The sequence below is a fragment of the Glycomyces buryatensis genome (assembly GCF_004912275.1).
Lineage (GTDB): Bacteria > Actinomycetota > Actinomycetes > Mycobacteriales > Micromonosporaceae > Glycomyces > Glycomyces buryatensis.
Window position 1 is genome coordinate 16,912 of the sequence record NZ_STGY01000071.1, and the last position, 26,488, is coordinate 43,399.

General features: G+C 68.4%; 20 protein-coding genes and 1 tRNA gene. 4 read left to right on the forward strand and 17 right to left on the reverse strand.

Annotated features, from left to right (window positions below; translation table 11 throughout):
* Positions 1 to 66 precede the first annotated feature (66 nt).
* Positions 67 to 1,431: a hypothetical protein gene (locus tag FAB82_RS20635; protein ID WP_136536447.1), complete on the forward strand. Its 1,365-nt coding sequence runs from the start codon at positions 67 to 69 to the stop codon at positions 1,429 to 1,431.
* Positions 1,432 to 1,512: 81 nt separating this feature from the next.
* On the opposite strand, the gene coaE is transcribed toward FAB82_RS20635, so the two are convergent.
* From coaE to FAB82_RS20655, 4 genes are all read right to left on the reverse strand, one after another.
* On the reverse strand, positions 1,513 to 2,703 hold the full coding sequence (coaE, locus tag FAB82_RS20640) for a dephospho-CoA kinase (protein ID WP_136536448.1): 1,191 nt from the start codon (positions 2,701 to 2,703) through the stop codon (positions 1,513 to 1,515).
* A gap of 68 nt (positions 2,704 to 2,771) precedes the next feature.
* On the reverse strand, positions 2,772 to 4,268 hold the full coding sequence (rpsA, locus tag FAB82_RS20645; RefSeq protein WP_136536449.1) for a 30S ribosomal protein S1: 1,497 nt from the start codon (positions 4,266 to 4,268) through the stop codon (positions 2,772 to 2,774).
* Between the two features lie 216 nt (positions 4,269 to 4,484).
* Positions 4,485 to 7,184, reverse strand: a complete 2,700-nt coding sequence (gene polA, locus FAB82_RS20650) for a DNA polymerase I (protein WP_246039747.1) — start codon at positions 7,182 to 7,184, stop codon at positions 4,485 to 4,487.
* A 171-nt stretch (positions 7,185 to 7,355) separates the two neighbouring features.
* A complete protein-coding gene (locus FAB82_RS20655; protein WP_136536450.1) occupies positions 7,356 to 7,973 on the reverse strand; it encodes an ANTAR domain-containing response regulator in 618 nt (205 codons plus the stop codon).
* Between the two features lie 505 nt (positions 7,974 to 8,478).
* Here FAB82_RS20655 and FAB82_RS20660 point away from each other — a divergent pair.
* Positions 8,479 to 9,579, forward strand: coding sequence for a PP2C family protein-serine/threonine phosphatase (locus FAB82_RS20660; protein WP_136536451.1), 1,101 nt, complete (start codon positions 8,479 to 8,481; stop codon positions 9,577 to 9,579).
* A 63-nt stretch (positions 9,580 to 9,642) separates the two neighbouring features.
* On the opposite strand, the gene FAB82_RS20665 is transcribed toward FAB82_RS20660, so the two are convergent.
* Positions 9,643 to 9,716, reverse strand: a tRNA-Leu gene (locus tag FAB82_RS20665).
* A gap of 168 nt (positions 9,717 to 9,884) precedes the next feature.
* Here FAB82_RS20665 and FAB82_RS20670 point away from each other — a divergent pair.
* Positions 9,885 to 10,244 carry a hypothetical protein gene (locus FAB82_RS20670; RefSeq protein ID WP_136536452.1) on the forward strand — a complete coding sequence of 120 codons (360 nt, stop codon included), beginning with the start codon at positions 9,885 to 9,887 and terminating at the stop codon, positions 10,242 to 10,244.
* Positions 10,245 to 10,251: 7 nt separating this feature from the next.
* On the opposite strand, the gene FAB82_RS20675 is transcribed toward FAB82_RS20670, so the two are convergent.
* The 3 genes from FAB82_RS20675 to FAB82_RS20685 all read right to left on the reverse strand — a co-directional run bounded on the left by FAB82_RS20675 (position 10,252) and on the right by FAB82_RS20685 (position 14,258).
* Positions 10,252 to 11,709, reverse strand: a complete 1,458-nt coding sequence (locus FAB82_RS20675; protein ID WP_136536453.1) for a glycoside hydrolase — start codon at positions 11,707 to 11,709, stop codon at positions 10,252 to 10,254.
* A gap of 164 nt (positions 11,710 to 11,873) precedes the next feature.
* A complete protein-coding gene (locus FAB82_RS20680; RefSeq protein WP_136536454.1) occupies positions 11,874 to 13,439 on the reverse strand; it encodes a hypothetical protein in 1,566 nt (521 codons plus the stop codon).
* Between the two features lie 27 nt (positions 13,440 to 13,466).
* Positions 13,467 to 14,258: an FHA domain-containing protein gene (locus FAB82_RS20685; RefSeq protein ID WP_136536455.1), complete on the reverse strand. Its 792-nt coding sequence runs from the start codon at positions 14,256 to 14,258 to the stop codon at positions 13,467 to 13,469.
* 115 nt (positions 14,259 to 14,373) lie between these two features.
* Between FAB82_RS20685 and FAB82_RS20690 the strand changes: the two genes are divergently transcribed.
* Complete coding sequence (locus tag FAB82_RS20690) at positions 14,374 to 14,832, forward strand: hypothetical protein (protein WP_136536456.1); 459 nt, start codon at positions 14,374 to 14,376, stop codon at positions 14,830 to 14,832.
* On the opposite strand, the gene FAB82_RS20695 is transcribed toward FAB82_RS20690, so the two are convergent.
* The 9 genes from FAB82_RS20695 to FAB82_RS20735 form a co-directional block, all read right to left on the reverse strand.
* Complete coding sequence (locus tag FAB82_RS20695; protein ID WP_136536457.1) at positions 14,833 to 16,647, reverse strand: serine/threonine-protein kinase; 1,815 nt, start codon at positions 16,645 to 16,647, stop codon at positions 14,833 to 14,835.
* 181 nt (positions 16,648 to 16,828) lie between these two features.
* On the reverse strand, positions 16,829 to 17,629 hold the full coding sequence (locus FAB82_RS20700; RefSeq protein ID WP_136536458.1) for an inositol monophosphatase family protein: 801 nt from the start codon (positions 17,627 to 17,629) through the stop codon (positions 16,829 to 16,831).
* 224 nt (positions 17,630 to 17,853) lie between these two features.
* Entirely contained in the window at positions 17,854 to 19,731 is a 1,878-nt protein-coding gene (locus tag FAB82_RS20705; protein WP_136536459.1) for a glycoside hydrolase family 127 protein, read from the reverse strand.
* A complete protein-coding gene (locus tag FAB82_RS20710) occupies positions 19,728 to 20,546 on the reverse strand; it encodes a carbohydrate ABC transporter permease (RefSeq protein WP_136536460.1) in 819 nt (272 codons plus the stop codon). The genes FAB82_RS20705 and FAB82_RS20710 overlap by 4 nt, the downstream gene beginning before the upstream one ends.
* Complete coding sequence (locus FAB82_RS20715; RefSeq protein ID WP_136536461.1) at positions 20,546 to 21,418, reverse strand: carbohydrate ABC transporter permease; 873 nt, start codon at positions 21,416 to 21,418, stop codon at positions 20,546 to 20,548. Before FAB82_RS20715 ends, FAB82_RS20710 begins: the two co-directional genes overlap by 1 nt.
* Positions 21,419 to 21,446: 28 nt before the next feature.
* Positions 21,447 to 22,748, reverse strand: a complete 1,302-nt coding sequence (locus FAB82_RS20720) for an ABC transporter substrate-binding protein (RefSeq protein WP_136536462.1) — start codon at positions 22,746 to 22,748, stop codon at positions 21,447 to 21,449.
* Between the two features lie 44 nt (positions 22,749 to 22,792).
* On the reverse strand, positions 22,793 to 24,160 hold the full coding sequence (locus FAB82_RS20725) for a glycoside hydrolase family 127 protein (RefSeq protein WP_281276935.1): 1,368 nt from the start codon (positions 24,158 to 24,160) through the stop codon (positions 22,793 to 22,795).
* Positions 24,161 to 24,190: 30 nt separating this feature from the next.
* Positions 24,191 to 25,441, reverse strand: coding sequence for a LamG domain-containing protein (locus tag FAB82_RS20730; RefSeq protein ID WP_136536464.1), 1,251 nt, complete (start codon positions 25,439 to 25,441; stop codon positions 24,191 to 24,193).
* On the reverse strand, positions 25,438 to 26,478 hold the full coding sequence (locus FAB82_RS20735; protein ID WP_211116729.1) for a family 43 glycosylhydrolase: 1,041 nt from the start codon (positions 26,476 to 26,478) through the stop codon (positions 25,438 to 25,440). The genes FAB82_RS20730 and FAB82_RS20735 overlap by 4 nt, the downstream gene beginning before the upstream one ends.
* Between the last annotated feature and the right edge of the window lie 10 nt (positions 26,479 to 26,488).

Sequence of the window (26,488 nt, forward strand, 5' to 3'; positions counted from 1 at the left end):
TTCCCGGCCTCGATCGTTGGTCCCTCCGTGAGCTCCACTACCGCAACTCCCTTTAAATCGGCCCTCATGTGGGTCTTGATCATCATCGTCGCCGTCGGCGCCGCCGGGTGGTTCGCCGTCTCCTGCCAAGCCGGCAAGGAAAACGCCGAACGCCCCGTCACCGAAGAGGAGGCGCAGCTGCTGGCCGGGGTGCGCGGCCGCAACCACGAGGCCGATCCGGTGGCGGTCCGGATGCGCTTCCCCGTCGAAGGCGACGAGATCACCGTCGACGCCTACCTCGACTGGCAGACCCCGATGCTGTACGCCCGATTCCCCACCTCCGACGGCGGCCACGAGCTGATCCAGGCCGTCCCCGGCCTGGTCGCGACCCACGCCGACGATGAGGAGTCCTTCGGGGACGTCACGGCGCCCGAGAACGGCTGGACGTCCCGCCAGATGCTGTCGGGCGCGAGCGACCAGATGGAGTCGATGCTCGACATCATGGTCTCCTCGGTGTTCACCCTGACCTCCGAGAAGGGCGACGACGCCGATTACATGGCCGAACACGCCACCTGGCGAGAGGAGGGCATCATCGACGGCGCCGACGTAGCCACGTTCAGGGCCCCGATCATGGTCGATTCCGACGAGCAGACCGGCACCAGCCCCGAGGGCCTGTACTCGATCGACGGCGAGGGCGATATCCGCCGCTTCCAGGTCAATACCGGTGGGGCCGAACTCGCCGCCGTCGACTTCCTGCGCGAGGTCGACTTCGACGCCACCGCGCTGCACCCGGTCGACCTCCTCGGCGGCCCCAAGATCGAGCCGACCGAGGTCGACGAGGACATGGCCGAGACCATTGCCGGTCTGCGCCAGGAGAACTGGCTGTCCTCGGCGAAGGTCGACATGACGGTTCCGACGGGCGACGACAAGGTCGTCAACGGCCACGGCTACGTCGACTGGCGCACCATGACCGCGTACCTGAACATCACCGACGCCGAGGGAAGCCGGCTGTTCCTGGCCCGCCCGGGCGGGGTGGCGAGCCTCGAGACGGACTCGGACGAACTACCCGAAACGCTCCCCGAGGACGGCTGGGAGATGCACGCATTGACCGACGAAGACGTCGCGGACAGCTTCGGACCGGTCGAATCGATGGCGTACCGGCTGCTGGAGATGGCCGCCGAGTCCGCCGACGACGCCGGCACCATCGCCGAGCAGGCCTCCCAGCTGCGGGTGGACGAGGCCGAAGGCGAGAAGACCTTCGTCGTGGAATACCCGGTCGCCGGTGACGCCGAGGCCGCGGCGGGGGAATCGGCCTTCCGCTATTACGTCGCGGAGGGCCGCCTGAGCCAGGTCGAGATGATGACCTACTACGGGGTGGCGAGCGCCGAACTGGCCTACGAGGACTACCCGATGACGACGATCCCCTGGGAGGTAAGCGAGAGGATCGGCTGAAACGGGGAGTACCCCCGACAGCGATAACCCGACGGGGCCCGCCGCATTGCGCGGTGGGCCCCGTCGGGTTCTATTTGGTGGTCAGCAGACCGGCGGATGCCAACCGGTCTCTCGGGCCCACCGGTTCGCGCGGGGCCAGCCCTCGTGGTCGAACCAGGGTTCCTTCGCCTCGGCATAGGCCGAGGTCGAATCGGCCTTGGCGGCCAGCACGCCCTTGGCCTCGGCGTAGTCCGCCCGGCCCTGGGCGTCGGCCCGCAGCCAGTCACGGAACAGCAGCGCGAAGCGCTGGCCGGGGCTGTCGATCGGGCGGAAGTGGATTTGGGCGATATTGCCGGGGTCGGCGTAGCCGTAGAAGCGCTTCTCCCAGTCCGCCGGGTTCGGGTGCTCGGGCTTCGGCGAGTCCATGAGCACGCGGCCGAAGAAGCCGGCGTTCCCCAGGGCGTCGGCGAAGGCGTCCACGATGTGCAGTGACACGACCGTCACCTGGATGTCGATGACGTCCTTGGCGGGTAGGTCGAACACGGCCGTGGAGCCGACGTGGTCGATGCGGACCGCGCTGGGTCCCATGACGCGGCGCAGCCGCGCGGCGAGGTGTTCGAACCGCCTGGGCCAGGCCGGGTCGGACTCGACGTACTGGAGCTTCTCGGGTCTGGATTCGGCGCGTTCGGCGTGGAGGTTCTCGTTGAACGGCACGATCCGCTCGTCCCACAGCAGCGATACGCGGCGTTCGAGCTCCTCGACGCCGTCCCGGTTGAACAGGACGACGTCGCAGGCCTCGCGGCGCTCGGCATCCGAGGCCTGGGCGTCGATGCGGCGGGCGGCGTCGGTGCGGTCGAGGCCGCGCTGTTCGAGCCGTTCGAGCCGGAGCTCGCGCGGTGCCTCCACGTCGATATTGAGATGGAAACCCGGCGCCTGGCCGGTCTCGGCCAGCAGCGGGATGTCTTGCACGACAATGGCGTCCGCCGCTTGGGCGGCGGTGATTTCGCGCGCTCGCTGACGAACGCGGGGATGGATGATCGCCTCGAGTTCGGCGCGGGCTCCCGCGTCGTTGAAGACGATCTCTGCGATACGGGCACGGTCAAGCGTTCCGTCGGCTGCCAGTACGGCTGGCCCAAAACGGGATATCACCGCGGCGAGGCCATCGGTGTTCGGGGCGACTACTTCACGGGAAAGAGCATCCGCGTCGATAACGCGGGCTCCTAGCTGCGCCAGCTTGGCGGCGACCGTGCTTTTACCGGCTCCGATTCCACCGGTCAATGCGACTCTAAGCACAAATAAAACACTACCCGCCCCAGGGAAACAACCTGGGACGGGCAGTGGTCTGTCAGCTAAAGGAGTGACTAGTTCCCGGCGAGCTTCTCGCGCAGAGCGGCGAGGGCCTCGTCGGTGGCCAGCGTTCCCGAAGGCTCGGCCGGGGCCGAGGTCTTCTTTTCGGACGTGGTCTTCTTGGGACCCTTGTCGCCCTTCGGCGCGGCCTCGCCCTCGGCGGGCTTCGGCGGCGCTTCGCTGATGACGCGCTCGGCGATCTGGCGGCCGTGCTCCTCCCAGCGGGTGCGGGCCTCGGCGTACTGACGCTCCCACTCTTCGCGGGCCTCGTCGTAGCCTTCCATCCACTCGCCGGTCTCCGAGTCGAAGCCATCCGGGTAGATGTAGTTGCCCTGGTCGTCGTACTGCGCGGCCATGCCGTACAGCGTCGGGTCGAACTGCTCCTCGTTCTCGACGTAGGCCTCGTTGGCCTGCTTGAGCGACAGGGAGATCCGGCGACGGTCCAGGTCGATGTCGATGACCTTGACCATGGCGTCGGAGCCGACCTTGACGACCTGCTCGGGCACCTCCACGTGGCGCTCGGCCAGCTCGGAGATGTGGACCAGGCCCTCGATGCCGTCTTCGACGCGAACGAACGCGCCGAACGGAACCAGCTTGGTGACCTTGCCCGGCACGATCTGGCCGATCGCGTGGGTGCGGGCGAACTGGCGCCACGGGTCTTCCTGGGTCGCCTTCAGCGACAGGGAGACGCGCTCGCGCTCCAGGTCGACCTCGAGCACCTCGACCTCGACCGGCTGGCCGACTTCGACGACCTCGCTGGGGTGGTCGATGTGCTTCCAAGACAGCTCGGAGACGTGAACCAGGCCGTCGACCCCGCCGAGATCGACGAAGGCGCCGAAGTTGACGATCGAGGAGACCGTGCCCTTGCGGACCTGGCCCTTGGCGAGCTGGTGCAGGAACTCGGTGCGAACCTCGGACTGGGTCTGCTCGAGCCAGGCACGGCGCGACAGGACCACGTTGTTGCGGTTCTTGTCGAGCTCGATGATCTTGGCTTCGAGTTCACGACCGACGTACGGCTGGAGGTCGCGCACGCGGCGCATTTCCACCAGGGATGCCGGCAGGAAGCCCCGGAGACCGATGTCGAGGATGAGACCGCCCTTGACCACTTCGATGACCGAGCCGCGGACGACGCCGTCTTCGTCCTTGATCTTCTCGATCGTGCCCCAGGCGCGCTCGTACTGAGCCCGCTTCTTGGACAGGATCAGACGGCCTTCCTTGTCCTCCTTCTGGAGGACGAGGGCCTCGACGTGATCGCCCACAGAGACGACGTCTTCAGGGTCCACGTCGTGTTTGATCGACAGCTCGCGCGAGGGGATGACGCCCTCGGTTTTGTAGCCGATGTCGAGCAGGACCTCGTCCCGGTCGACCTTGACGACGGTACCTTCGACGATATCGCCGTCGTTGAAGTATTTGATGGTCGCGTCGATCGCGGCCAGAAGATCCTCTTCAGTAAGGATCTCGTCAGTGCTGGTCTCAGCGGTGCTCGAGGTGGCCTCGATGCTGCTCGTCATGTGGGCTGGTGCTCCGGATACGTTCAGATACGTGGGCTCGCGTCCGTGCCCGTACGGGGCTCGAATGCTCGCGGTTACAGTCACCAGGCCGGCCTTGTCGGTTCCGACTCGCGCCCTGCTCCCTTCTGAGGGCGCGGACAGGCCCAGGCCATCCCAGATTACCGTGCGCGATAATCCCACGCCAGTCCGGGCCTGGGCTGGTGTCAACTGACACGGCTAGTGGGCCGCCGCTTCCCACGAATCGCCGAATCCGGCGGAGACGGTGAGCGGGACGGCGAGCTCGGCGGCGCCCGACATCTGCTCACGCACCAGTGCCTCGAGCCTGTCGGCCTCGCCGGGTGCGACTTCGCACACCAATTCGTCGTGGACCTGGAGCAGCACCCGCGATCGAAGGCCCTCGGAGCGCAGTGCGGCGTCGACGCCGAGCATCGCAGTCTTCATGATGTCGGCGGCGCTGCCCTGGATGGGGGCGTTGAGCGCGGCCCGCTCGGCCATCTCGCGGCGCTGACGGTTATCGCTGGTCAGGTCGGGGAAGTATCGCCTGCGGCCCATGATCGTCTCGGTGTAGCCGGTCTTGCGGGCCTCCTCCACGACGGTGTGCAGGTAGTCGCGGACCTTCCCGAAACGGTCGAAGTAGTCCTTCGACAGCTGCTGGGCCTCCTCGGTGGAGATCCCCAGCTGCTGGCTGAGCCCGTAGGTCGAAAGACCGTAGGCCAGGCCGTAGGACATGGCCTTGATCTTGCGGCGGTGCTCGGCGGTGACCTCGCCGGGTTTCACGCCGAAGACCTTCGCGGCGACCGCGCGGTGGATGTCCTCGCCGGACTTGAACGCCTCGATCAGGCCCTCGTCGCCGGTCAGGCTCGCCATGATGCGCATCTCGACCTGGCTGTAGTCCATGGTCATCAGCGACTCGTAGCCCTCGCCGACCACGAAGCCGGCGCGGATGTCGCGCCCGGCCTCGCTGCGGACCGGGATGTTCTGGAGGTTCGGGTCCGAGGAGGACAGACGCCCGGTGGCGGCCACCGTCTGGTGGAAGGTGGTGTGAATGCGACCGTCGGTCTGGATCGTCCCGCGCAGCGAGGCCACGATCTGCTTGAGCTTCTCGACGTCGCGGTAGCGCAGCAGCTGCTCCAGCAGCGGGTGCTGGGTCTTGGTGTAGAGCTGCTGCAGCGCTTCGGCATTGGTGGTGTAGCCGGTCTTGGTGCGCTTGGTCTTGGGCATTTCCAACTCGTCGAAGAGGATCTCCTGAAGCTGCTTGGGCGAACCCATATTGAACTGGCGGCCCACGATCCGGTGCGCCTCGTCGGTGGCGTCCTTGGCCTGAGCGGCGAAGCTCGCCTCGATGTCGGCGAAGTGGCCCTCGTCGGCGGCGATCCCGGCGATCTCCAACCGCGCCAGCACCCCGGTGAGCGGGAACTCCATCTCCTCGGCCAGGTTCTTCTGCTGGCGGTCGGCGAGCCGCTCGGTCTGGGCGGCGGCGAGGTCGGCGATCACGCCCGCGGCGGCGCAGTCGGCCTCGAAGCGCGACGAGTCGTCGGCCATCGCCGCGTCGAGCCCGACGAGGGTGCCCTCGTTCGTCTCCTGCGCAGCGGTCTCCAACTCGCGACCGAGGTACTGCATCGCCAGATCGCCCAGGGCGTAGGTGCGCTGCTCGGGCTTGAGCAGGTAGGCGCCGATGACGGTGTCGGCCCGCAGACCGGCCAGCGCCGGCCAGCCGGCGGCGTCGGCGCCCCAGCTGAATCCCTTGACGTCATGCACGAACTTGCCGCGCGTCGCGTCGGCCAGCCACTGCGTCCAGGCCTGCTCGTCCTCGGCGTCGAGCTGCGCGGGGTCGAACCACAGCGCCTCGCCGCCCTCGGCAAGCGCGATCGAGTCGAAGGAGCCGGCGCCGGATTCGAAGGTGCCGGTGTAGGCGATGGCGACGTCGCCGGTGTGGGCGTCGAGCCAGGCCTTCATCGATCCGGGTTCGAGCCGGGCGGCCTCCACATTGGCCACTTCGGCGGTTTTGGGGGCGGCCTGGCCGATGGCCTTGTCGCCGAGGCTGGAGTTGAGGCGGTCGCCGAGGGTGCGGAACTGGAGGGCGTCGAAGAGCTCGTTGGTCTCCGCGACCTTCCATCCCTCCCATGCGAGGCCGTCGAAGTCCTCGGGGAGTTCGAGGTCGCAGACGAGCCGGTTGAGGCGGTGGTTGCGCAGGACGTTGTCCAGGTTGTCGCGCAGACTCTGGCCGGCCTTGCCGGCGATCTCGTCGACCTTGGCGACGAGGCCGTCGAGGGAGCCGTATTTGACGATCCACTTGGCGGCAGTCTTGGGTCCGACGCCGGGGACGCCGGGCAGGTTGTCGGACTTCTCCCCCACCAGCGCGGCGAGGTCGCGGTAGTGGCCCGGGTCGACGCCGTACTTCTCCTCGATCTTCTCGGGGGTGTAACGGGCGAGGTCGGTGACGCCCTTGACCGGGTAGAGGAGGGTGACGGTCTCGTTGACGAGCTGGATGGCGTCGCGGTCGCCCGAGGAGATGAGCGTCTGGGCCCCGGCGGCCTCGGACCGGGTGGCGAGGGTGGCGATGATGTCGTCGGCCTCGTAGTTGACCTTGGTGAGCCACTTGATGCCGAGGGCTTCGAGGAGATCCTGGATGACGGGGATCTGGCCCTTGAACTCGGCGGGGGTCTCAGCGCGGCCGTCCTTGTACTCGGCGTACTCCTCGGTCCGGAAGGACTTGCGGGAGAGGTCGAAGGCCACGGCGACGTGGGTGGGCTTCTCGTCTCTGAGCAGGTTGATGAGCATGGACGCGAAGCCGTAGACGGCGTTGGTCACCTGCCCGTCCTCGGTCGAGAACTTCTCGGCGGGGAGCGCGAAGAAGGCACGGTAGGCCATTGAATGGCCATCGATCAGCAGGAGACGAGTTTGCGAAGCGGTCACGTAGGTGAGCCTATCGAGTGGCTGTGACAAGTCCAGGGCACCTCGGGAACGGCGTGGCCCGGCGAGGACAGATCGGGACTCAAGCGAGCGGCCCGCCCTCCGTCGCGGAGTGCGGGCCGTGCTCGGATCGCGCCGTCCCGGGGGAAGCGGAGCCGGTGGTCGTGGGCCGAATTACTCGGCTTCCTGGGCTTCCTTTTCCTTGGCTTCGTCGATGACGCGGTTGGCCACGTCCCGCATCGACAGGCGGTGGTCCATCGCGGCGCGCTGGATCCAGCGGAACGCGTCGGGCTCGGCCATCCCGTACTGGGTCATGAGCAGGCCCTTGGCGCGGTCAACGAGCTTGCGGACCTCGAGGCGGTCGGTGAGGTTCTCGACCTCCTTCTCAAGGGCGGTCATCTCGGCGAAGCGGGTCAGGGACAGCTCGATCGCCGGCACCAGGTCGGACTTCTGGAAGGGCTTGACAAGGTAGGCCATCGCACCCGCGGACTGGGCGCGGGCGATCAGGTCCCTCTGGCTGAAAGCGGTGAGGATCACGACCGGCGCGATGCGCGCGGACACGATCTTCTCGGCAGCCTGGAGTCCGTCCATGATCGGCATCTGGATATCGCAGATCACCAGATCGGGCTGGTGCTCTTGCGCGAGACGGACCGCGGCCTCGCCATCGGCGGCCTCGGCGACTACCTCGTAGCCCTCCTCGGTGAGCATCTCGGCCAGGTCGAGGCGGATGAGCCCCTCGTCTTCGGCGATGAGCACGCGCTTGCGCGGCTCCTCGGCGGCCTTGCTCGTCATGCGGGTCCGTACCTTTCATGCGCGGCTGATCGGTTCGGCGTGCGGCAGTGAAGGCACACCAGGAAGTTAGCTTAACCGCCGCGAACCTCCGCCGCACCTGGCTATGCCGAGCGTTGCGGACAACCGGGCCGATTCGAGGTGCTCCCCGACTCGGGCGTACCATATGCGCCGCTTCGATCACACCCCGCCGAACCGGACTAGGGGCTGTCCTGTGAATCCGGGCGAGGCTGAATCCGAGTCCATTTGTTCGCTCGCGAGGCGGAAGGGCCTCCAGATCCAACACCGGGATCTGGAGGCCCGACAACGAAGCGACCGGGCAAGGAGTTGCCGCCGCGAAGCGGCGTCCGGTCCGGGTGGTGGCGGGCGACGGGAGGGCGGGCCGGATACAGCCCGTTCGGATTCACAGGACAGCCCCTAACCGCCCGACCCGCCGGGAAATCCGCATTTCCTGATCCGAACTGGACCGGGCGTCCAGACTCGGAGGCAACTAGGCGGAGGGCGGACGATGGAACGGTTGCCGGAGATGCTGGCGCTGCGTCAGACCGCGGGGCTGGCGTGGCTGCGGGCCGCTCCGCTCGCGGTGGTCATCATCGTGGTCCCGCTTGACATCGTCACGCATTCTTTGACCCTGTGGGCGGTGGTCGCGGCGACGCCGCCGCTCGCCGCGCTGGTCAACGGGCCCAAGGTCACCGCTTTGGTGGCACTGGCGGCCGGCGTGGCCTTCGTGCTGCTCGAAGTGGTCGACGCCGGCCGGATTCCCCACCATCCGCAATCTGAGCTGATCACTGTGTCCATCATCGGTCTGACCAGCGTCATCATCGCGCATCTGCGGGATCGGGTGCTGGCCCATCTGCTGAGCGTCGCCTCCGTCGCCGAGGCGGCGCAGCGGGCGCTGCTGCCCGAGGTGCCGAAGCGGGTCGGGCGGCTCGAATGCGCGGCGATCTACCGTGCCGCCGCTGCCAAGAGCCAGCTCGGCGGGGACTTCTTCGACCTGTTGGACACGCCGTGGGGCGTGCGGGCGGTGATCGGGGACGTTTCCGGGCACGGCCTCGGGGCGGTTTCGGCGATGGCCGCGCTGCTCGGGTCGTTTCGGGAGGGCGCGCTGGACGATGTCGATCTCAATGGCCTCGGGGCGCGTCTCGAACGCCGGATGGCGATGCGCAATGACGACCACGGCGCCTGGAACCTCCAGTTCGCGACGGCGCTGCTCATGGCCTTCGATCCGGAGGGCGATTCGGTGGAGGTGCGCAGCTTCGGGCATCATCCACCGCTGCTGCTGCGCGACCGTGCGGTCGAGGAGATCGAGCTCGATCCCGCTCCCCCGCTGGGACTGCTCGGCGAGTTCAACACGGTCGCGCCCGCGACCGGAAAGCGGCTGCGGGTGGGCGATCTGATCGTGGCGCACACCGACGGCCTGACCGAGGCCAGGAACGCGTACGGCGAGGAATACCCGCTGGCGAAGCGGCTGCGGGCCCGGGCGGCGAAACAGGGTCCGTTCGCCAACGCCTGGGCTGCGGCGAACTTCGTCACCGATGACGCGGTCGCGCAGGGCCACGTCTTCAATGACGACGTGGCCGTAATCGTCATCGGGGTGCGCGGCGCCTGACCCGGCGGGCGAACCGTTCCCCGGGCAAGAAGAAAGGCCCTGGTGAACAGGGCCTTTGTGCGGTGCCCTACCTGGGATTCGAACCCAGACTTTACGGGTTTTGAATCCGTTCTCTCTGCCAGTTGGAGTAGTAGGGCATGGCCGTCGAAACAGCCGGTGGAAATGTTACCTCGCGCCGGACCAGGGCTGCTCGGAAGGTCCGGGCGGGCGAAAGGGACCCGCCGTCGCTCGCCTGGTTCGGGCTCTCTGGAAGGGCGGCGGTCCGGTGGCCGATCGGACTGGCCGGGCGTGGATACAGTCACCGAATGGCGATCGTGGAGATGATGGAATCGGCTTGGTTTCCCTGGGTTGCGTCCCTGGTCGTGGTGATCGTCGGCGCGCCCTCTTTGGTGCTGGTCGGCTATCCGCTGTATGTGATCAAGACGCCTGAGGAGAAGCGCTCCAGGGCGGGTTTCGTCACTGGGACGATCTTTCTGCTCACGATGATGTACAGCGTCTCGCTAATGGCGTTCAGCGGCTTTCTCAGCGATTCCCCGGACACGCTTTCGTTCGGCCTCACCGTCGTCGGCCTCCTGGTCCTCCCGGCGACGGCGGTCTCGTCGGCCACCGCCTGGCTCCTGCGCCGCAAGGGCTGGGGGCAGCCGAGACCGCGCCGGGACACCTGACGCCGCGTCAGATCTGGACTCCCGTGATCTCGAAGGTCTGGACCGTATTGGCGGGGAAGGCCCTGGAGAATCGCTTGCCGGACACCGCGGTGTCGGTGTAGCTGCGGTAGAGCTCGGAGCCGTTGGTCTGGGTCGACCAGCGGGTGATCGTGGCGTCGGGGACGGTGGCGAAGTTCGCCAGGTCGTAGGTGACGGTCTGCGCGTTGCCGTAGTTGGTCGTGATGAGCACCAGCTTGCGGGCGGCCGAGTCGTAGGCGGCGATGGTGTTGTCCTCGCCGCCGTCGATGAGCCGCATGCCGGGGCGGATGTGGCGGGCGTACTGGGCGTAGACGTAGTACTTGGGGTGGACCTCGCCGAGCGTGCCGGCCTCGTTGTCCGCCTGGATGAGTCCCCAGCCGCCGCCGTCGAGGACCTGCCAGTAGACCCAGGCGGTCGGCTTCATCCAGCGCAGGTCGAGGTTGAGGTTGCGGGCCAGTCGCATGCCGGTGGCGTCGTTCTCGCCGTATTCGGAGTTCCACAGGATCTTCCCGGCGGCGGAGACGTCGTTGAAGAGCAGGTCGCGGCGGCCGTTCTCGTACTGGTAGCCGTGCACATTGACCTTGGCGACCTTCCCGCGGGCCGTGCTCGTCAAGCCGTTGAAGGTGCTGCGGGCCTGGTCGTAGCTGGTCTCGTCCGAGGCGGTGATCGCCGTTCCGGAGAGTCCGCGCGAATCCAGTTCGGCGCGAAGGTGATCGATGACGATCGACTGGGTGCCCACGTCGAAGTGGCAGCCCTCCTGGGTCCCGGTGGCGCTCCAATAGTTCGTCATCGGCTCGTTGAAGGGGTCGACGTACTGGAAGTCGACGTCCCAGTTGTCGCTGGCGTACTTCGCGACGGTGGCCATGTAGACGGCGTGCTGCTGCCGGTTCCAGGACTGGAGGTTGTCGACGTTGGCGTCGGCGCCGCCGGACGGGTTGTGGTTGGTGCACATCCACCACATCGGCGAGTTGGAGAACAGCTCGAACAGGTTCGCGCCCCGGTCGCGGGCCTTCCACATGAGGTTGCGCTGGGCCGAGTCGACGTTCCAGTCCCAGCTGGAGGAGGACGGGTCGCTGGAATTCCAGTCGAGCCAGTAGCCCTCCATCTGCCTGGAGGCCATCATGTTCGGGGAGACGGCCATGGACTCGCCGTCGATCGAGTTCCAGCTGCAGGCCCCGGCGTTGTAGCGGACGATGTTCATGCCCAGACCGGGCACCGAACCTCCGTTGTAGCTGACGGAGTTGCGGCTGAACATGATGTCGGCGATGTCGTCGCGATCGCCCCAGGCCTTGCCCCACCAGCACAGTGAGGTCCCCCAGCCCTCCCAGGTGCCCCAGTTCGCGGCGGGGTTGACGGTGGTCGTGTAATCGGCCTGCGCGGTGCCCGGAATGGCCACGGCGGCAGCGGTTCCGGCACCGGCGGCGGTGAGGAGTGTACGACGGCGCATTCAGGCCTCCAGATATGTCGATACGACACAGAGTCCCACCGTCCGGCGACAACGTCAACCCCTTAGAGAAAGGGGAAGTGAAAGTATCGCCACCGCCACCGCACCGACCACTTCGGGCCGCTCGGCTTCTCGCCGAATCGAGGTGTGGATCGATCGCCGTTCCGTCAATCCATGAGGGAGTAGAACATCTCCCGGACCTCACCGGAGGTGAAGTCGGACTCGTACTCGTCGGGCGGGAGGGCGTAGGTCGATCCGTAGAACGTCTCCACCTCGATGTATTCGGGGCAGGGATCGCCGAGCTGCTCGGTGAAGCTCGTGACGAGCTCGCCGGTCCGGAGTTCGTAGGCCTTGATGGTGAACTTGCTGGCGTAGAAGTCGACTTCGCTCGCGCCTAGCGGGGACAGGGAGTTCTCGTAGTAGCAGCTGTCCTGGTATTCGCCCTTCGAGGGCCCGTTGACGCAGACGACCAATGCCGTGTCGTCCACGCCGTCGGCCTGCCAGGAGTTCGGGAAGTCGTATGAGTTCGGGTCCAGACCGAACAGCCACATCCGGTGCGGGCCTTCGCCCTTGTACTCCACGGCTCCCCGGTAGGGGGCGGGGTTGTCGCAGTACTCGTCGTTGTTCAGCAGATCGGTGACGTTCTCGTACTCGATCTGGGTCTCCACCTCGTAGAGCTCGTCGGCGGCCTCGGCGGCGCGCGCGTCGTCCGGATACTCGGCGAGGAACTCCTCGTACGTGGCCCGGGCCGTCTCGAGTACACCGGCGGCGGCCGTATCGCGGGCGCATTCGAGCATCCGGTCCGGGACCTGGCCGGCGGCAGCGGCTATCGGGTCGGACAGTTCCGGCGCCTCCGCGGACTGGGCGTAGAGCCAATCGTTGATGGTCTTGACCCGGCAGGCCGAATCGTCGTCCGCGAGGTCGACCAGGTAGGACTCGACCACTTCCTGGACGCGAACCGATTGGGCGGGGACGTCTTCGAGCGTCGTCGCCAGTTGGGCGAAGGCCGCCTCCAGATTCGGTTCGACCGCCATGCTGCTGTCAATGGTCGATTCCAGCAGCAGGGCGGCCCGCTCGGGCCCGGCCCCTTCCCACAGCGCCCCTGGGTGGTCCATATAGTCCACCAGTGTCTCGGCACCCTCCGTCGGCCCTTCATCGAGCGCCCGCAGCAGGATCTGGCACGCCGCAAGGTGCTCCTCGCCTTCGAGCGTCATGGAGCCGAATGCGATGCGATGGGTCCCGTCGAGCTCCTCCAGGGACTCGCTCGCGCTCGCGCAGTCGCCGTCGGTCTGCGCGAGCGCTGCGCTCCGCACGGTCATCCAGGCGTCGAAGCGCAAGCCCACGACGGCGGCGAGGACCAGTCCGGCGGTGGCGGCGACGAAGATGCGCGAACGTCGGGAGCGGGGCCGGCCGTCCAGGTCATCGATCAGCAATTCGGGTTCGGTGCGGCGGGTGAGCCACCAGGCATGGACCACCGCCGCCAGCCACCATGCGGCCAGCCCGAACCGCCACTGCGGAGCGGCGGGATCCTCGGCCAGCGCGAACAGGAAGAACAGCGTCCCGACGATGGCGACGCCGGCCAGTCGCGGGCGGCGCATGAACAGGTATCCAATGCCGAGCGCCGTGGCGTTGCCGAGGATGGCGGTGGGCGGGTCGGCGCGGCGCACGATCGGCTTGGGCGGCACCGGAGTCGGCGGCTCCGGGGCAGGGGGCGGGAACATCTGGGGGTACATGGGGGCTCCTAGCGCTTCGGTTCCGGGTCAGTCGCCGAGCAGGCGCAGGTCGGGCGGGACCAGGGTCCTGGTGTGCAGCAGTTCGAGGATCAGGTTGTGGTTGAGCATGTTGCCGACGGGTTCGCCGACCTCCTCGCGCGTCAGGCCGGGCACGCCGGTGGCCGAGAGGCGGCGGCGCACGGCCGTGACCAGGTGTTCGACCCGCTTGGGGCGCCACTTCGCGTCGGGCTGAAGCTCCTGCAGCTCCTCGGCGACCTGCCGCCACGCCAGCGGCTGCGCGTAGGACTCGTGCATCAGGTAGCGCTGCGCGAGGGACACCAGGGCAATCCGCTCCTCGGCGTCGAGCTTCCACGGTTTGTCCTTGAGCGTCCCGGCGTCGGGCGCGGGCCGGGGCAGGCGGCCGTCCTCTCCGGCGACGTACAGCTCCAGCAGGTGCCTGCGATGGGCGGTGCCGCGCAGGAACACCGGGGTGTACCCGAGCCCCAGCGGGAGCGGCTCGTCCTCGGAGAACAGCATTCGCGAGCTGGGGAGCTGGAGCGCCGCGTGTCCGGTGTTGGCCAGCCACCAGTGGTCGCCGCGGCGGGTCACCTGGCCGTGGGTGCGGCTGACGCGGCGGTCGTCCTCGCCGAGGCACACGTGGACCTCGGGCCGGTTCCGTCCGAAGCAGACGAAGCGGCCCTCCTTGGGGCGGAACCGTACCCCTCCCGAGACGGAGAGGACGTAGATGGTGCCCGGCTCGGATTCGGGGATCCCGAAGGCCAGGCTCGCGTGTTGCGGCGGCAGCGGTTCCAGGCCCTCAACCTGTTGGATGTCACTCATGTCGACCTCCGAAATCCTTCGACGTTCACAGCGTTGCACGACCGGCCTGGGACCCCTCCCGGCCGGTCCGGGCTAGAAACGATGGTGTGAACACCCCCGGCCCGAGGAGGAAACCGTGAACCGCATCAACCCCGCAATCGTCCTGCCCGCAGCGGCCATGCTTGCTCTGGCCGCCTGCGGCGCAGGTGACGACGAGGGCGACTCCGAGGAGTCGGCTTCCGCAGGCTCGGTCCCCACATCGTCCGAGTCGGAGCCGGAACCGGAGTCGCCCTCCCCCACCGAGGACCCGCTCGAAGCCGCCGACGGCATCGACTACGAATCCTGCTTCGACGGCGACTGCGAGGTGCGGGTCTCGGCCGGGACCGAGTTCGCCATCGACGACGAGTACGGCATGGACACGTTCACCGTCACGGAGGTCGGCGACGGCTACATGTCCGTGGAGGGCACCGGCCCCGGTACCGCGGTGGGGTTCAGCCTCGGCGTCGACAACCAGGGCAATGCCAACAATGCCCTGGTCATCACCGTGGTGGCCATCGAGGGCGACGAGGGCGTGCTCGAACTCCGCCCGACCTGATCAGTCCTGCGGCAGGGCGGCGGCCAGCGGTTCGGCCAGGCCGACGGCGAGATCGCACAGGTCCTCCTCAGATTCGTCTTCGCCGAGGACGATGAGCTGAACAATCTCGGCGGTGGTGCTGCCGTCCCCATCGGCGCTGGGGCCCTGCCGGTGCATGACGCTCACCTTGCAGGTGCCCTCGCCCCAGGCGGCGGAGCCCTCCATGAGCGCCGGGCGTCCGGCGAACGTCATCGGCTCGCCGTCCTCCTCGCTCAGCGGCTGGTCCCGGTCGAAGATCACGTACACCTCGGTCTCGCTGGTGGTGCTGTTCCACCTGCATTCCCATCCGCCGTATGGGACTACGGGGTGGGTGGCGTCGACCCCGGGGAACTGCTCCAATGCGTCGGCGTCGAGCAGGTCGCAGGCGTACACGCTGATCAGCGAGGCCGGATCGGGCTCGCCTTCGCGCCTGGGGATCGGGCCCTGGTCGAGAACGGAGAGGGCGTGGTCGACCGCCGTGTCGGCCATGGCGCAGATATCGTTGGTGCCGTTTCGCTCCTGCTCCGCGTCCAGCTCGATGATGTACTCGCCGTCGGGCAGGATGAGGGTCCGGTCGCACTCTTCGGGCATGTCCTCCTCGCCCCTGACGACGCCGATGAGGCCGACCATCTCGGTCTCTCCCTCGGGGCTCGGGCTGGTGTCTCGGTAGATGTCGAGCTCGATGTTGATCTCGCTCGGCCCGTTGTTGACGATGACATTGCAGCGATTGAAGTTGCCCTGGTCGGTGTCGAAGACCGCATTGCCGTATTCGGCCAGCGCCTCCGGGTCCAGCAGCGCGCATGGATCCACAGTGGTCGGGTCGCCGATGAAGTCGCTGGTCGTCTCGTCCCCGCCGGTCAAGATCCCCGTGTCAGCCTGGTTCCCCTTGCCGCTGAGAACAATCCACGTCGCGGCCGCCAGGAGCCCGACGATCGCGGTGGCGGCCGCCACCCGGACGCCGGTGCGCTGGCGCAAGCGACGCCCTGACCAGTGGGCGGCACCGACGGAGGGGTCGCCGTACTGCCTCGCCAGTTCCCTGCGGACCTGCTCAGGACTCGGCCGGCGGCCCGGGTCCTTGCGGAGCATCTGCTCCAGCATGGGGATCTGCTGCGCGCGCTCGGATTCGCGCACCTCCTCGGTGACGGTCTTCCAAAGCAGCGCGTGGTTATTGTCCTCCCCGAACGGGGAAGTGCCCTCCAGCGCGAAGTACAGCGTGGCGCCCAGCGAGAACACGTCGGCGGCGACGGTGAACTTGCCGCCCTTGGCGACCTCGGGTGCGACATAACCGGGCGTGCCGGTGATCGCGCCGGTGCCGGTCAGCGTCGCCGCGGCGTGCACGTCGCGGGAGATCCCGAAGTCGGCGAGCTTGGCGAAGCCCTGTTCGGTGAGGAGGACGTTGGCGGGCTTGATGTCCCGGTGCAGGATGCCGACCGCGTGGACGGCTTCGAGGGCCCCGGCTAGCTGCGCGCCGAACCGCGAGACCTCGTCCGCCGAGAGGGGTCTGCTCTCGGCCAGGGTGTGGCCGTGGACGAGTTCCATGACGATCCAGTCGCTGTCGTCGTCATGGACGGTGTCGTACACGGTGACCACATTGGGGTGGCTGACGCTCGCGAGGAGGGCGGCCTCCTTCTTGATCCTCCCGGCGGTGGCCGGACTGGCGCCGGACAATGCCCGCTTCAACGCCACCGGGCGCTGGTTCAGGCGCAGATCCGCCGCGCGCCAAACCTCCCCGTGACTTCCCGAACCCAACCGCTCGTCCAGTCGATAACGACCGCCCACCATCTGTCCAGCGCGCAACTGGCTCTCCACTCGTCCAATGCCGGTTACATGACCCCGTGAGTTGCCCTCAACTCTAGTGCAGTGCAACACAGTGCCCACGGCGTGGGACCGGTCCGAGGCGGACGGTGCTAGGGGGTGCCTACGGCCCCTTGACGGCCGCTATCCGGCCCATCTGCCCGCTCTCTCGGATTCGGGCCGCTCAGCCACGGGGGTAGAGCAGTTCCAGGAGCCGGTCGATGGTCGACGGTTGGGCGGCCATGATCGAGTCGGACTCGGCCCGGTAGTCGGCGCCGGTCCGGTCGACCACGCTCAGGCCCGACTCGCGGGCGATCACGGTGCCCGCCACGACATCCCACGGGTTGATCATGGTGTGGACGACCGCGTCGACTCGGCCCGCCGCGGCCCAGCACATGTCGAGCGCGGCCGCGCCGAGCATCCGGATGCGCTGGACCTCCGGGACGAGCCGGCCCAGCTGTTCCAGGCGTTCGCCGATCCGCTGCTCGGCGCCGATCCACACCGGGAAGTCGCCCATCGCCACCACCGAGTCGTGGAGGCTGTCGGGGCCGGTGCGCTTGGCCAGCGCCCGCCCATTGAGGGTCGCTCCGTGGCCGACTGCGGCACTGAAGGTCTCCTCGACCTGCGGTGCCCGCACCACGCCGACGACCGGGATGCCGTGCCGGGTCAGTCCGAGCGAGACGCAGTGCTGCGGCGAGCCGTGGGCGAAGTTGATCGTGCCGTCGATCGGGTCGACCACCCATTCGTATTCCGAGCCCGAATCCCCGCTGCGGCCCCGCTCCTCCCCCTGCACCGGGATGCCGGGGGTCTCGGCTGCCAGGAACTTCCGGATCGCGTCCTCGGCGGCGAAGTCGAGCTCGGTCGCGAAGTCGCGGTCGCCCTTGCCGCTGATCTCCAGCTCGCCACCGGTGCCCGCCCGGATCGCCTGGACGGCGACCTCGACGGCGGCCTCGGCCTGGCGCTGAAATTCGAGTAGTTCTGGCATATTCGGCTCCCTCGTTCGCACCGCCCGCGGCCTGGTGCCGCCGCGTTCGGCCCCCCGTATTCGATTACTCAAAGCCTAACTGCGAAACCTGAAGCCACCCTTAAATCTGTGTCACGCAAGGGAAAATGCGGCGTCCCCGAGGTTTGGAAGCCCCGGGGGCGCCGCAGCGGCGTCACGGCGAAAGGGCGGCCCGGCATTGCGCCGGGCCGCCCTCGCGCTGGTCCCTAAGCGGTCGGCAGCCAGACTCGCATCGTGGCGGGGCCTCGCGTGGCCCGCAGATGGAACGGGATGAGTGCGACCTCGGCGGCCTCGCGTCCCTCCTCGGGGTCCGGGTTCGAACCGTACGGCCAGGCGTCGACGTGCTTGTGGACGTGACCCGACACGGTCACCGTGCCGTCCTGGACGACCGGGGCCTTGCCGGGGTCGACACTCAGGTCGACCACGTCGGCGCCGCCGGGCTGGTCGACCGATTCGGCGCACAGCACCAGCGGCCCCTGCTCGACCGCGACGCAGCCGCGCACCGAGTCGATGCGCGGATCGGCCCGGGTCCACCTGGGCCCCACCGGGAGTTCCAGCGTGACGGTGTCGCCCGCGGCGAAGTCGCTCGTGATCTCGGCGCGACCGGGCGCGACGGTGCGCCGCACCCCGTCCGGCCCGGTGAGCTGCGCGCCGTCGGCCCAGTCGGGGACGCGCAGGCTCAGCGTCCACGGCCCCGCCTCATTGCGGTCGATGCGGATCGTGATCGTGCCGGACTCGGGATAGTCGGTCTCCACCCTGACCGCGACGGGGCCGTCGGCCAGGTCGGTGGCGATGTCGGCAGGCATGTACTGGTGGAGCTGGAGCCCGCCGTCGTCCACTGTGGCGATGTAGGCCGCGAGCGAGGCGAAGGTGCGGGCCAGGTTCGTCGGGCAGCACGAGACGTCGTACCAGGGGGCTCGATGGCCCCCGGCGCCGCTGTGCCCGACGGCCTTCCCGGACGGCGGCACCTCGTCGAAGGTGCGCTGCTGCAACGGGTTGGCGTAGAAGAATGACTTCCCGTCGGGGGCGACCGCCCCGGCCAGGACGTTCCAGGTGATGCGCTCGATGATGTCGCCGTAGGAGAGCTCGCCGGTGGCCAGCAGGAGCCGCCACGCGGTCATGACGCCGCCGATGCCGGCGCACGACTCGGCGTAGGCGCGGTCGGGCGAGAGCGCGAAGTCATCGCCGTAGGCCTCGTCCTGGTAGCGCGATCCCATGCCGCCGGTGATGTGGGTGCGCCGCGCCAGGGTCCGGTCCCACTGGCGCCGAACGGCTTCCAGCAATTCCTTGTCGCCGGTGTCGGCGGCGACGTCGAGCGCGCCCGACGACAGGTACAGCGCCCGGACGGCGTGTCCGCGCAGGACCTCGGCGTCATGGACGTGCGCGTCGTCCTGGTAGTACTCCAGGCCGTCCCCGCCGAGCGTGCGCTTGCCGTGGCGGTCGATGAACAGCTTCGCCTGGTCCAGATAGCGCTGCTCGCCGGTGGCGCGGGCGAACTCGGCCAGACCCACCTCGATCTCCGCGTGCCCGCAGATCCGCTCGATCCCCCCGGGACCGAACGTGTCGCAGACGTGATCGGCGACCTGGCGCGCCAAGCGGACGAAATCGTCCTCACCGTGGGTCCGCAGCCGCGCGACCGCCGCCTGGAGCAGGTGCCCGTAGCAGTACAGCTCGTGGCCCCATTCCAGGTCGGTGTAGCGCGGGCGCTGCCCCGGGTGGCCGAACATGGTGCTCAGGTAGCCGTCGCTCTCCAGCGCTGCCGAGATCTGTTCGGTCAGCCGGATGAACCGCGCCTCCAGTTCGGGCGAGCCGGAGCGGCCGATCTCCCACGCCATGGCCTCGGCGAGCTTGTAGATCTCCGAGTCGGAGAACTCGCGGCCGGCCCGCTCGAACTCCGCACCGGTCCCGGCCTTCTCGAAGTTGTCGATCCAGCCGAGCTTCTCGAGCCAGTGGAGACAGTGCCAGATGGTGGCCTCGGCGTTCGTCTCCTGCCTGCGGCCCCAATACCCTCCGGTGATCTGGACTTCGTCCAGCCCCAGCGGGCGAAGTGCGCTCCGGGAGGGCAGCACGGGTGTCTTCTTCATCCTTTGATTGCTCCTGACATGAATCCTCGAACATAGTGACGTTGCAGCGCAATGAATAGCAGCAGGCACGGCAGTGCCATGACAACGACGCCGGCCTGCGTCGCACCGAAGTCGACCGACCCCTGCGCCTGTTGACGAAGGTTGGCGATGGCCACCGGCAGCACGGCCTTGTCGGCCTCGCTGACGAGAATGAGAGGGGCGATGAAGTCGTTCCAGGCGGCCAGGAACGAGAAGAGGCCGACCGTGATCAGGCCCGGCCATACCGCGAACAGCATGATCCGGGTGAGGACCCCGAAGGAGCCGCAGCCGTCGACCATCGCCGACTCCTCGATCTCCTTCGGCACCGACTCGAACGAGATCCGCATCATGAAGATCGCGAACGGCAGCTGGTAGAGGGTGAGCACGAGCGAGAGCCCGAACAGCGTATTGCGCAGGCCCAGGTCGCCGAGCATCGAATACAACGGGATCAGCAGGGTGCTGTAGGGCACCATGAGGATCGCGATGGTGACCAGGAACAGCGCGTCCCGCCCCCAGAACTTGAACCGGGCGAACGCGTAGCCGCCGACGATCGCCAGCGCGAGGGTGAAGGCCACGGTCAGGACCGAGACGTAGGCGCTGTTCCACAGGTACTGGGTCAGGCCGGAGTCGTAGTCGAGCAGGCCGGCGTAGTTGCCGAGGCCGAAGCCTTCCTGCTGCCTGGTGGCCCCGGCGGGGGCGACCGAGGCGTACCCGGTCCATATGAGGGGGAACAGGAACAGGATGGCCAGGCCGCCGGCCAGGACGTAGTAGGAGGTTCCCCAGACTTTGGCTCGCATCAGGCATCCCTCCGCAGGGCCCGGAACTGGGCGATATTGAACACCAGGAGCGCGACGAGGACGACCACGGAGATCGCGGCGGCCGCGCCGAGGTCGAAGCGCTGGAACGCCTCTCGGTAGATGAGCTGGACGACGGTGACGGTCGAGTTGTCCGGGCCGCCCTTGGTGAGGATGAAGAACTGGTCGAAGGCCAGCAGCGACCCGGTGACCGAGAGGATGAGCACGAGGCCGAGCGCGGGGCGCAGCAGCGGGAGCGTGACGTGGAGGAAGGACTGCCAGCGGCTCGCGCCGTCGAGCCGGGCGGCCTCGTAGACGTCCGGCGGGATGGCCTGGAGGCCGACCAGCAGGATGATCATGAAGAACCCGGCGAACTTCCACACCACGAGGACCACGGTGGAGAACAGGGCCATGCCCGAGGTGCCGAGCCACGAGACCGGTTCGTCGGTGAGCCCGATCCATTGCAGGAGCGGGTCGAGCGGACCGATCGAAGGGCTGTAGAAGCCGAAGAACAGCAGCGAGGCCGACGCGAACCCGAGGGTGGTGGGCAGGAAGTAGGCGGTGCGGAAGAAGCCGGTGCCCCTGCGGCCGCCGTCGGCCACGATGAGCGCCAGCAGGAGCGAGAGCCCGAGGAGGATGACCACGACAATGCCGGTGTACTTCAATGTGAAGCCGACGGCGGGCCAGAACAGCGGGTTGTCCCCGATGCTCTCGTAGTTCGCGGGGAAGTTCACGCCCATATCGCCCGACAGCAGCGGCCAGTCGGACGCCGACATGCGTCCGACCAGCAGCAGCGGGGCGACGAAGAAGACGGCGACGAACAGCGCGACGGGTGCCGCATAGGCCGCGCCGACCAGTTTTCTCGAATGTCGCATTAGTGGAGGAGTCCCAACCTGTTCGGCGCTAACTGTTCAGGGAGGCGGTGACGGCGTCGTTGAGTTCGGCCAGGTCGGCGCCCGCGTCGCCGTAGACGGCCTCGCGGATCAGCGGCAGGAACGGCCCCTGGGGGTCGTTGAAGGTCTGCCCGAAGCCCAGCGAGTACGGGGTGCGGCCGACCGCGACGAGGTCGTTCATCAAGACCGCGTCCGGGTTCTCGGCGTAGTACTCGTTGTCGGCCAGGTCGGTGCGGGCCATGACGTCGCCGTTCGCGGCCAGGAGTTCGACCTGCTGTTCCTCCTCGAGACTCCAGCGCAGGAAGTCCCAGGCCTGGTTGGGGTACTCGGAGTTCTGGGCGATGCCGATGGAGTCGCCGCCGACGAACGTGGACTCGCCGCCGGTGAGCCCGGGGATGGGTGCGACGCCCATATTGAGGTCCTCGGGCATGAGTCCGAGCATCGTCGAGGGCATCGGCATGACCCCGATATTGCCCTCGGGGAACAGCGATACCCAGGTGGCTCCCGTCTCCTCCTGGTGTCCGGGGGCGACGGCGCCGTCCTCGACCAGGCCGCGGTAGGTCGAATACAGTTCCTGCGCTTCGGGAGTCGCGAGGTTCGCCGCGGTGCCGTCCTCGTTCAGAGGTTCCTGGCCCTCCGCCCACAAGGTGGGCCACCAGGTGAAGACGAAGCAGCCGCCGCAGTTGCCGCCGAAGAACGTGCCGTGCGTGTCGTCGCCGAGCTCGGAGATGGCGCTAGCGTGCTCGGCGAACTCCGCGAGCGTCGTCGGGGGCGCCTCGGGGTCGAGACCGGCCTGCTCGTAAAGGTCCTTGTTGTAGAACAGGACCGACAGGTCGAGGGTGTGCGGGACGAGGTACTGCCGGTCGTCCACGGTGCCGACGTCGATGTGGGAGGGGGCCAGCGCGTCCTTGAAGTCGAGCGCGCCGATCCGGTCGGTGAGGTCGAGGTAGGAGCCGGCGGTGGTGAAGCGCGGCGCGAAGACCACGTCGATGGCGAACAGGTCGGGCAGCTCCTGGTTCCCGGCGGCCGTGCCGACGCGGGTCTGGTAGTCGTCGGTGGGGACGACGGTGAGCTCGACCTGGTTCTCGTGGGCGGCGTTGTACTCGTCCACCAGTGCCTGGGACTGGGCCTCGGTGGCGGCGCGGGTCCACATGGTGAGGGTGGTGCCGTCGTCGACGCCTTCGAGGACGACCTCCTGGTCGGACCCGCCGCCTCCGCCGCTGCACGCGCTGGCGGTGAGGACGGCGGCCGCCGCGGCGAGGGCCACGGCGGCGGTGCGCCCCGGCCGGCTGTGGCGCTTGTCGGTTCTCATTTCCTGTAGCTCCTTCGCTAAGGGGATCAAGGGGTTGCGGACGGCTAACGTCGCCGCCAGTAGAGGTGGTAGGGGGCGTCGTCCGCGAGGTGGAGCGGCGCGAAAGTGTAGCCGTCGGCGGTGAAGTGGAGCGGTTCGTCGGCCGGTTCGAAGGCCGCTTCCAGGTCGTCGCCGATACTCAGGTCGATCAGGCCGGACTCCAGGTCGTCGCCGACGGCCTCATGCCGGATCGCCAGCAGCGTCGGTCCGTAGTAGACGGATTGGACGTCGGGGGCGTCGATGGCGGCCTTGGTGCGCAGGCGCAACGGGAGGGTGATGTCGACGGTGTCGCCGTCCCTCCAGGTGCGGTTCAGGGTCGCGTAGGTGCCGGGGGCGGCGTCGATCTGCTGCGTCTCGCCGTTGACGGCGACGGCGAAGCCATCGCACCAGGCGGGGACGCGGAGCTTCAGGGCGAAGCGGCTGCGTCTGCGGACGCCGATGGTGAGACGGCTCGCGCCCTCGAAGGGGTAGTCGGTGGACTGCTCGACGGTGACGCCCCGCGCAGTCCAGTCCAGAGTGGAGTTGGTGTAGAGGTTGACGTACAGGGACTTTCCGTCTGCGGCGACGAAGTAGACCGAGTCCTGGTGCTTGGTGTGGTTCTCCATGCCGGTGCCGCCGCAGCACGTGCCGATATTGCCGTAGTCGCGCCGGCGGCCGGGACGCACCGGCACGAAGTAGGTGACCTCGGGGCTCTCGGTCGAGTCGGCGTCGCGCCGTGAGGCCAGGATCTGGTTGACCATGGCCAGCTCGTAGTACTCCATGTACTTCGCGTCGCCGGTGTGGAAGAACAGGTTCCGCGCCAGCTTGAGGAGGTTGTAGACGCAGCAGGTCTCGGCGTGGTTGGGGTCGTCCGGGTACTGGTAGAGCGATCCGGCGATGACGTCCCGGGCGCGCAGGATCTCGCCGACGCCGGTGCCGCCGTGGGCGTAGCCGCGGTGGGCCACGACCATGTCCCAGAAGTTCTCGGCGGCGGTGAAGTAGTCCCGGCCCTCGCCGCTCTCGTACATGCGGAGGTAGCCGGTGAACTGCGGAATGTGCTGGTTGGCGTGCTTGCCGTCGAGCCGGTCCTCGCCTGCCGCGGTGGCGGCGAGGAGCGCGGTGTTGTCGAAGGCCTTTGCGGCGGTGCGGTATTCGGGTTTGTCGGGGAAGTGCCCGGCGAGGGTCGCCATGCTCTCGTTCATGCCGCCGTACTCCCCCGCGATGTAGATGCCCCACATGCGATCGAGGGACTCGCGCGGCAGTTCGGCCAGGCGTGCGGCGACCCAGTCGCCCATGGCCGCAGCGATCTCCAGGGCACGGGTGCTCCCCGCGAGACGATGGGCGTCGAGGAGGCCGGCCATGATCTTGTGGCAGGTGTAATACGGCGCCCAGATCCCGGCATTGCCGCCGTAGGTCGCGAACTCTTAGAGGCGGATGAACTGGGTCTCGGGGTAGGCGGCGAGGAAGCCGGGGTGGCGCCCGGAGTCGGTGGGGGCGATGAGGTTCGCGTCGCGGCCGTTGCCGGAGGCGTCGGCGCACACCAGGCCGGGCTCGTCGTCGAAGCGGTACCAGGCGACGGTGCCGCCCTCGCCCTCCCCGGCGGCCAGCGCGGCGATCTCGGCGGCGTCGAGCGCGCGGTCGAACACGCCGAACTCGTCCACTGTGGCGTTCAGGTACTGGGTGATGCCCTGCGGGAACTGTCCGCGGCCGATCCAATTGCTCGTACCGGCGCCGAGATCGGCCGGGGTGAGGCTCACCTCGGCGGTCCCGACGGCGGTGCCGTCGAGGTAGAGGCTCGCGGTGCCGCCTCCGAGGGTGACGGCCAGGTGGGTCCATTCGCCGATCGGCAGCGGCGCGTCGCCGGTGACGGCCTGCTCGGCCTCGGTGCCGCCGGTGGTGATGGCGAAGCGCGGGAACGGCTGGTCGTCGTCGGCCCGCACGGTCAGGCACAGGTGCGACTCGGCGCCTGATCCCAGATCGAAGACCTTGACGCCGTTGGCGAGCGGCGCGGTGTCCTGCGAGGGGTCGGGGAGGCCGTCCGGATCGACGGTGCCGAGGTCGATCCAGGTGACGATGGTGATCTCGGAGAGCCCGTCGATGAGCCCTTCGGGCAGCGCGAGGTGTTCGGCGTGGCCGAGGGGCGAGCCGGTCAGGCGCACTGCGGTGCCGTCGCGGCCATCGACGCGGGGCGTCGGCTGCGCGGCCGCGGTGGCCAGCGCGTCCTGGCACTCCCCCAGTCCGTCCACGAAGTGTTCGAGTTTGCGCAGGTAGGTCTCGTCCCCGGTGCTCGCCCAGGCCTGGGCGAGCATGGACAGGAAGTGGCCCGAGTAGTGGCCGCGCAGGTAGCCGGTGGCGTTGTCCCAGCTGCCGGGCGGCGCCGACCCCGCGGGATTGTCGAGGCCGGCGGCGGCCCGGAAGTTGTAGAGCATCCGGTCGACGCCGGCGAGCTCGCCATTGTCGGCTTCGTAGCCGAGCGCGTAGCCGTACATGCGGTCGCGCTTCTCACTGAAGAGGCTGTCGCCCAGGGCGACCTGGTCGAGCCTGAAGGGTTCGATCGCCCTATTGGAGGTGAAGAGCGCGGCGGCGGCCGGGGAGGCGAGCGCGCCGATGGCCGGTGAGGCGGCCGCCAGTGCGCCCAGTCCGAGGGCGGTCCTGCGGGAAAGCGGGTGCGTCATGGCGTGGCTGCTCCTCCGGTGGTCTGGACGACCTCCTGCATGGTGCCGTCCTCGTTGAAGACGAGTTCGTCCATGGCGACCGAGCGGCGGAAATTGCCGCCGCCCTGGGCATCGGCGGTGTGGTAGACCATCCACCACTGGTCGCCGAATTCCATGATCGCCGGGTGGTTGGTGGTCGAGGTGACCTGGCCGAGGACGACGCCCTGGTGGGTCCAGGGGCCGGCGGGGTCGCTCGCGGTGGCGTAGCGGATGCAGGCGTAGGCGGAGTCGGTGACGCAGTCGGCGCCGGCGTTGGACGCGTAGGCCATGTAGAAGGTGCCGTCGCGCTCGAACATCCAGGGCGCCTCCCAGAAGTCGGTGAGACCCTCGGGGGTCGTGACGGGACCGGCGAGGGAGGTCATGTCCTCGTTCAGCATCGCCATGCGCGGCTGCCAGTAGGAGCCCCAGTAGAGGTAGATCTGGCCGTCGGCGCCGGTGTAGACGGTGGGGTCGATATTGAGCGCCGAGGAGTTCGGGGTGGCGTCGGAGATGAGCGGGGCGCCGATGGCGTCCTCGTAGGGCCCCAGCGGATCGTCGGCGACGGCGACGCCGATGTTCATCCAGCCGTCGTCGGTGCTGCCGTCGACCGAGACGAACCAGTAGTAGCGCCCGTCCGGCCCCTGCTCCACTTCGGAGGCCCAGGCGTTGGCGCCGGCCCACTCGAAGGTGTCCAGCGAGAGCACGGCGCCCTGGTCCTCCCAGGCGGCGGGGTCGTTGTCGGGGGCGGTGGAGGTGAAGGCGTGCCACTCGTTCATGACGAACGCGTCCTGGCCGGGCTGGGCCTCGTCGCGGCCGGAGAAGATGTAGGCGGTGTCGCCGACCACGAGCGTCGCCGGGTCGGCGGTGTAGATGTCGGTGACGATCGGGTTGCCCCCCTCTTGCAGCGGCCCGGCGTCCGGTTCCGAGGCGTTCGAGGCGGCAGCGGCGACGCCGCTCGCGGCGAGGACCGCGGCAAGGGCCGCGGCTCCCATGGTCTTTGACTTGGCGGTGCGCATCATGTGAGTCTCC

Coding starts and splice junctions, on each gene's coding strand:
- FAB82_RS20635 (WP_136536447.1), top strand. CDS start 67: ATGTGGGTCTTGATCATCATCGTCGCCGTCGGCGCCGCCGGGTGGTTC.
- rpsA (WP_136536449.1), bottom strand. CDS start 4,268: ATGACGAGCAGCATCGAGGCCACCTCGAGCACCGCTGAGACCAGCACT.
- FAB82_RS20655 (WP_136536450.1), bottom strand. CDS start 7,973: ATGACGAGCAAGGCCGCCGAGGAGCCGCGCAAGCGCGTGCTCATCGCC.
- FAB82_RS20660 (WP_136536451.1), top strand. CDS start 8,479: ATGGAACGGTTGCCGGAGATGCTGGCGCTGCGTCAGACCGCGGGGCTG.
- FAB82_RS20670 (WP_136536452.1), top strand. CDS start 9,885: ATGGCGATCGTGGAGATGATGGAATCGGCTTGGTTTCCCTGGGTTGCG.
- FAB82_RS20675 (WP_136536453.1), bottom strand. CDS start 11,709: ATGCGCCGTCGTACACTCCTCACCGCCGCCGGTGCCGGAACCGCTGCC.
- FAB82_RS20680 (WP_136536454.1), bottom strand. CDS start 13,439: ATGTACCCCCAGATGTTCCCGCCCCCTGCCCCGGAGCCGCCGACTCCG.
- FAB82_RS20685 (WP_136536455.1), bottom strand. CDS start 14,258: ATGAGTGACATCCAACAGGTTGAGGGCCTGGAACCGCTGCCGCCGCAA.
- FAB82_RS20700 (WP_136536458.1), bottom strand. CDS start 17,629: ATGCCAGAACTACTCGAATTTCAGCGCCAGGCCGAGGCCGCCGTCGAG.
- FAB82_RS20705 (WP_136536459.1), bottom strand. CDS start 19,731: ATGAAGAAGACACCCGTGCTGCCCTCCCGGAGCGCACTTCGCCCGCTG.
- FAB82_RS20710 (WP_136536460.1), bottom strand. CDS start 20,546: ATGCGAGCCAAAGTCTGGGGAACCTCCTACTACGTCCTGGCCGGCGGC.
- FAB82_RS20715 (WP_136536461.1), bottom strand. CDS start 21,418: ATGCGACATTCGAGAAAACTGGTCGGCGCGGCCTATGCGGCACCCGTC.
- FAB82_RS20720 (WP_136536462.1), bottom strand. CDS start 22,748: ATGAGAACCGACAAGCGCCACAGCCGGCCGGGGCGCACCGCCGCCGTG.
- FAB82_RS20730 (WP_136536464.1), bottom strand. CDS start 25,441: ATGACGCACCCGCTTTCCCGCAGGACCGCCCTCGGACTGGGCGCACTG.
- FAB82_RS20735 (WP_211116729.1), bottom strand. CDS start 26,478: ATGATGCGCACCGCCAAGTCAAAGACCATGGGAGCCGCGGCCCTTGCC.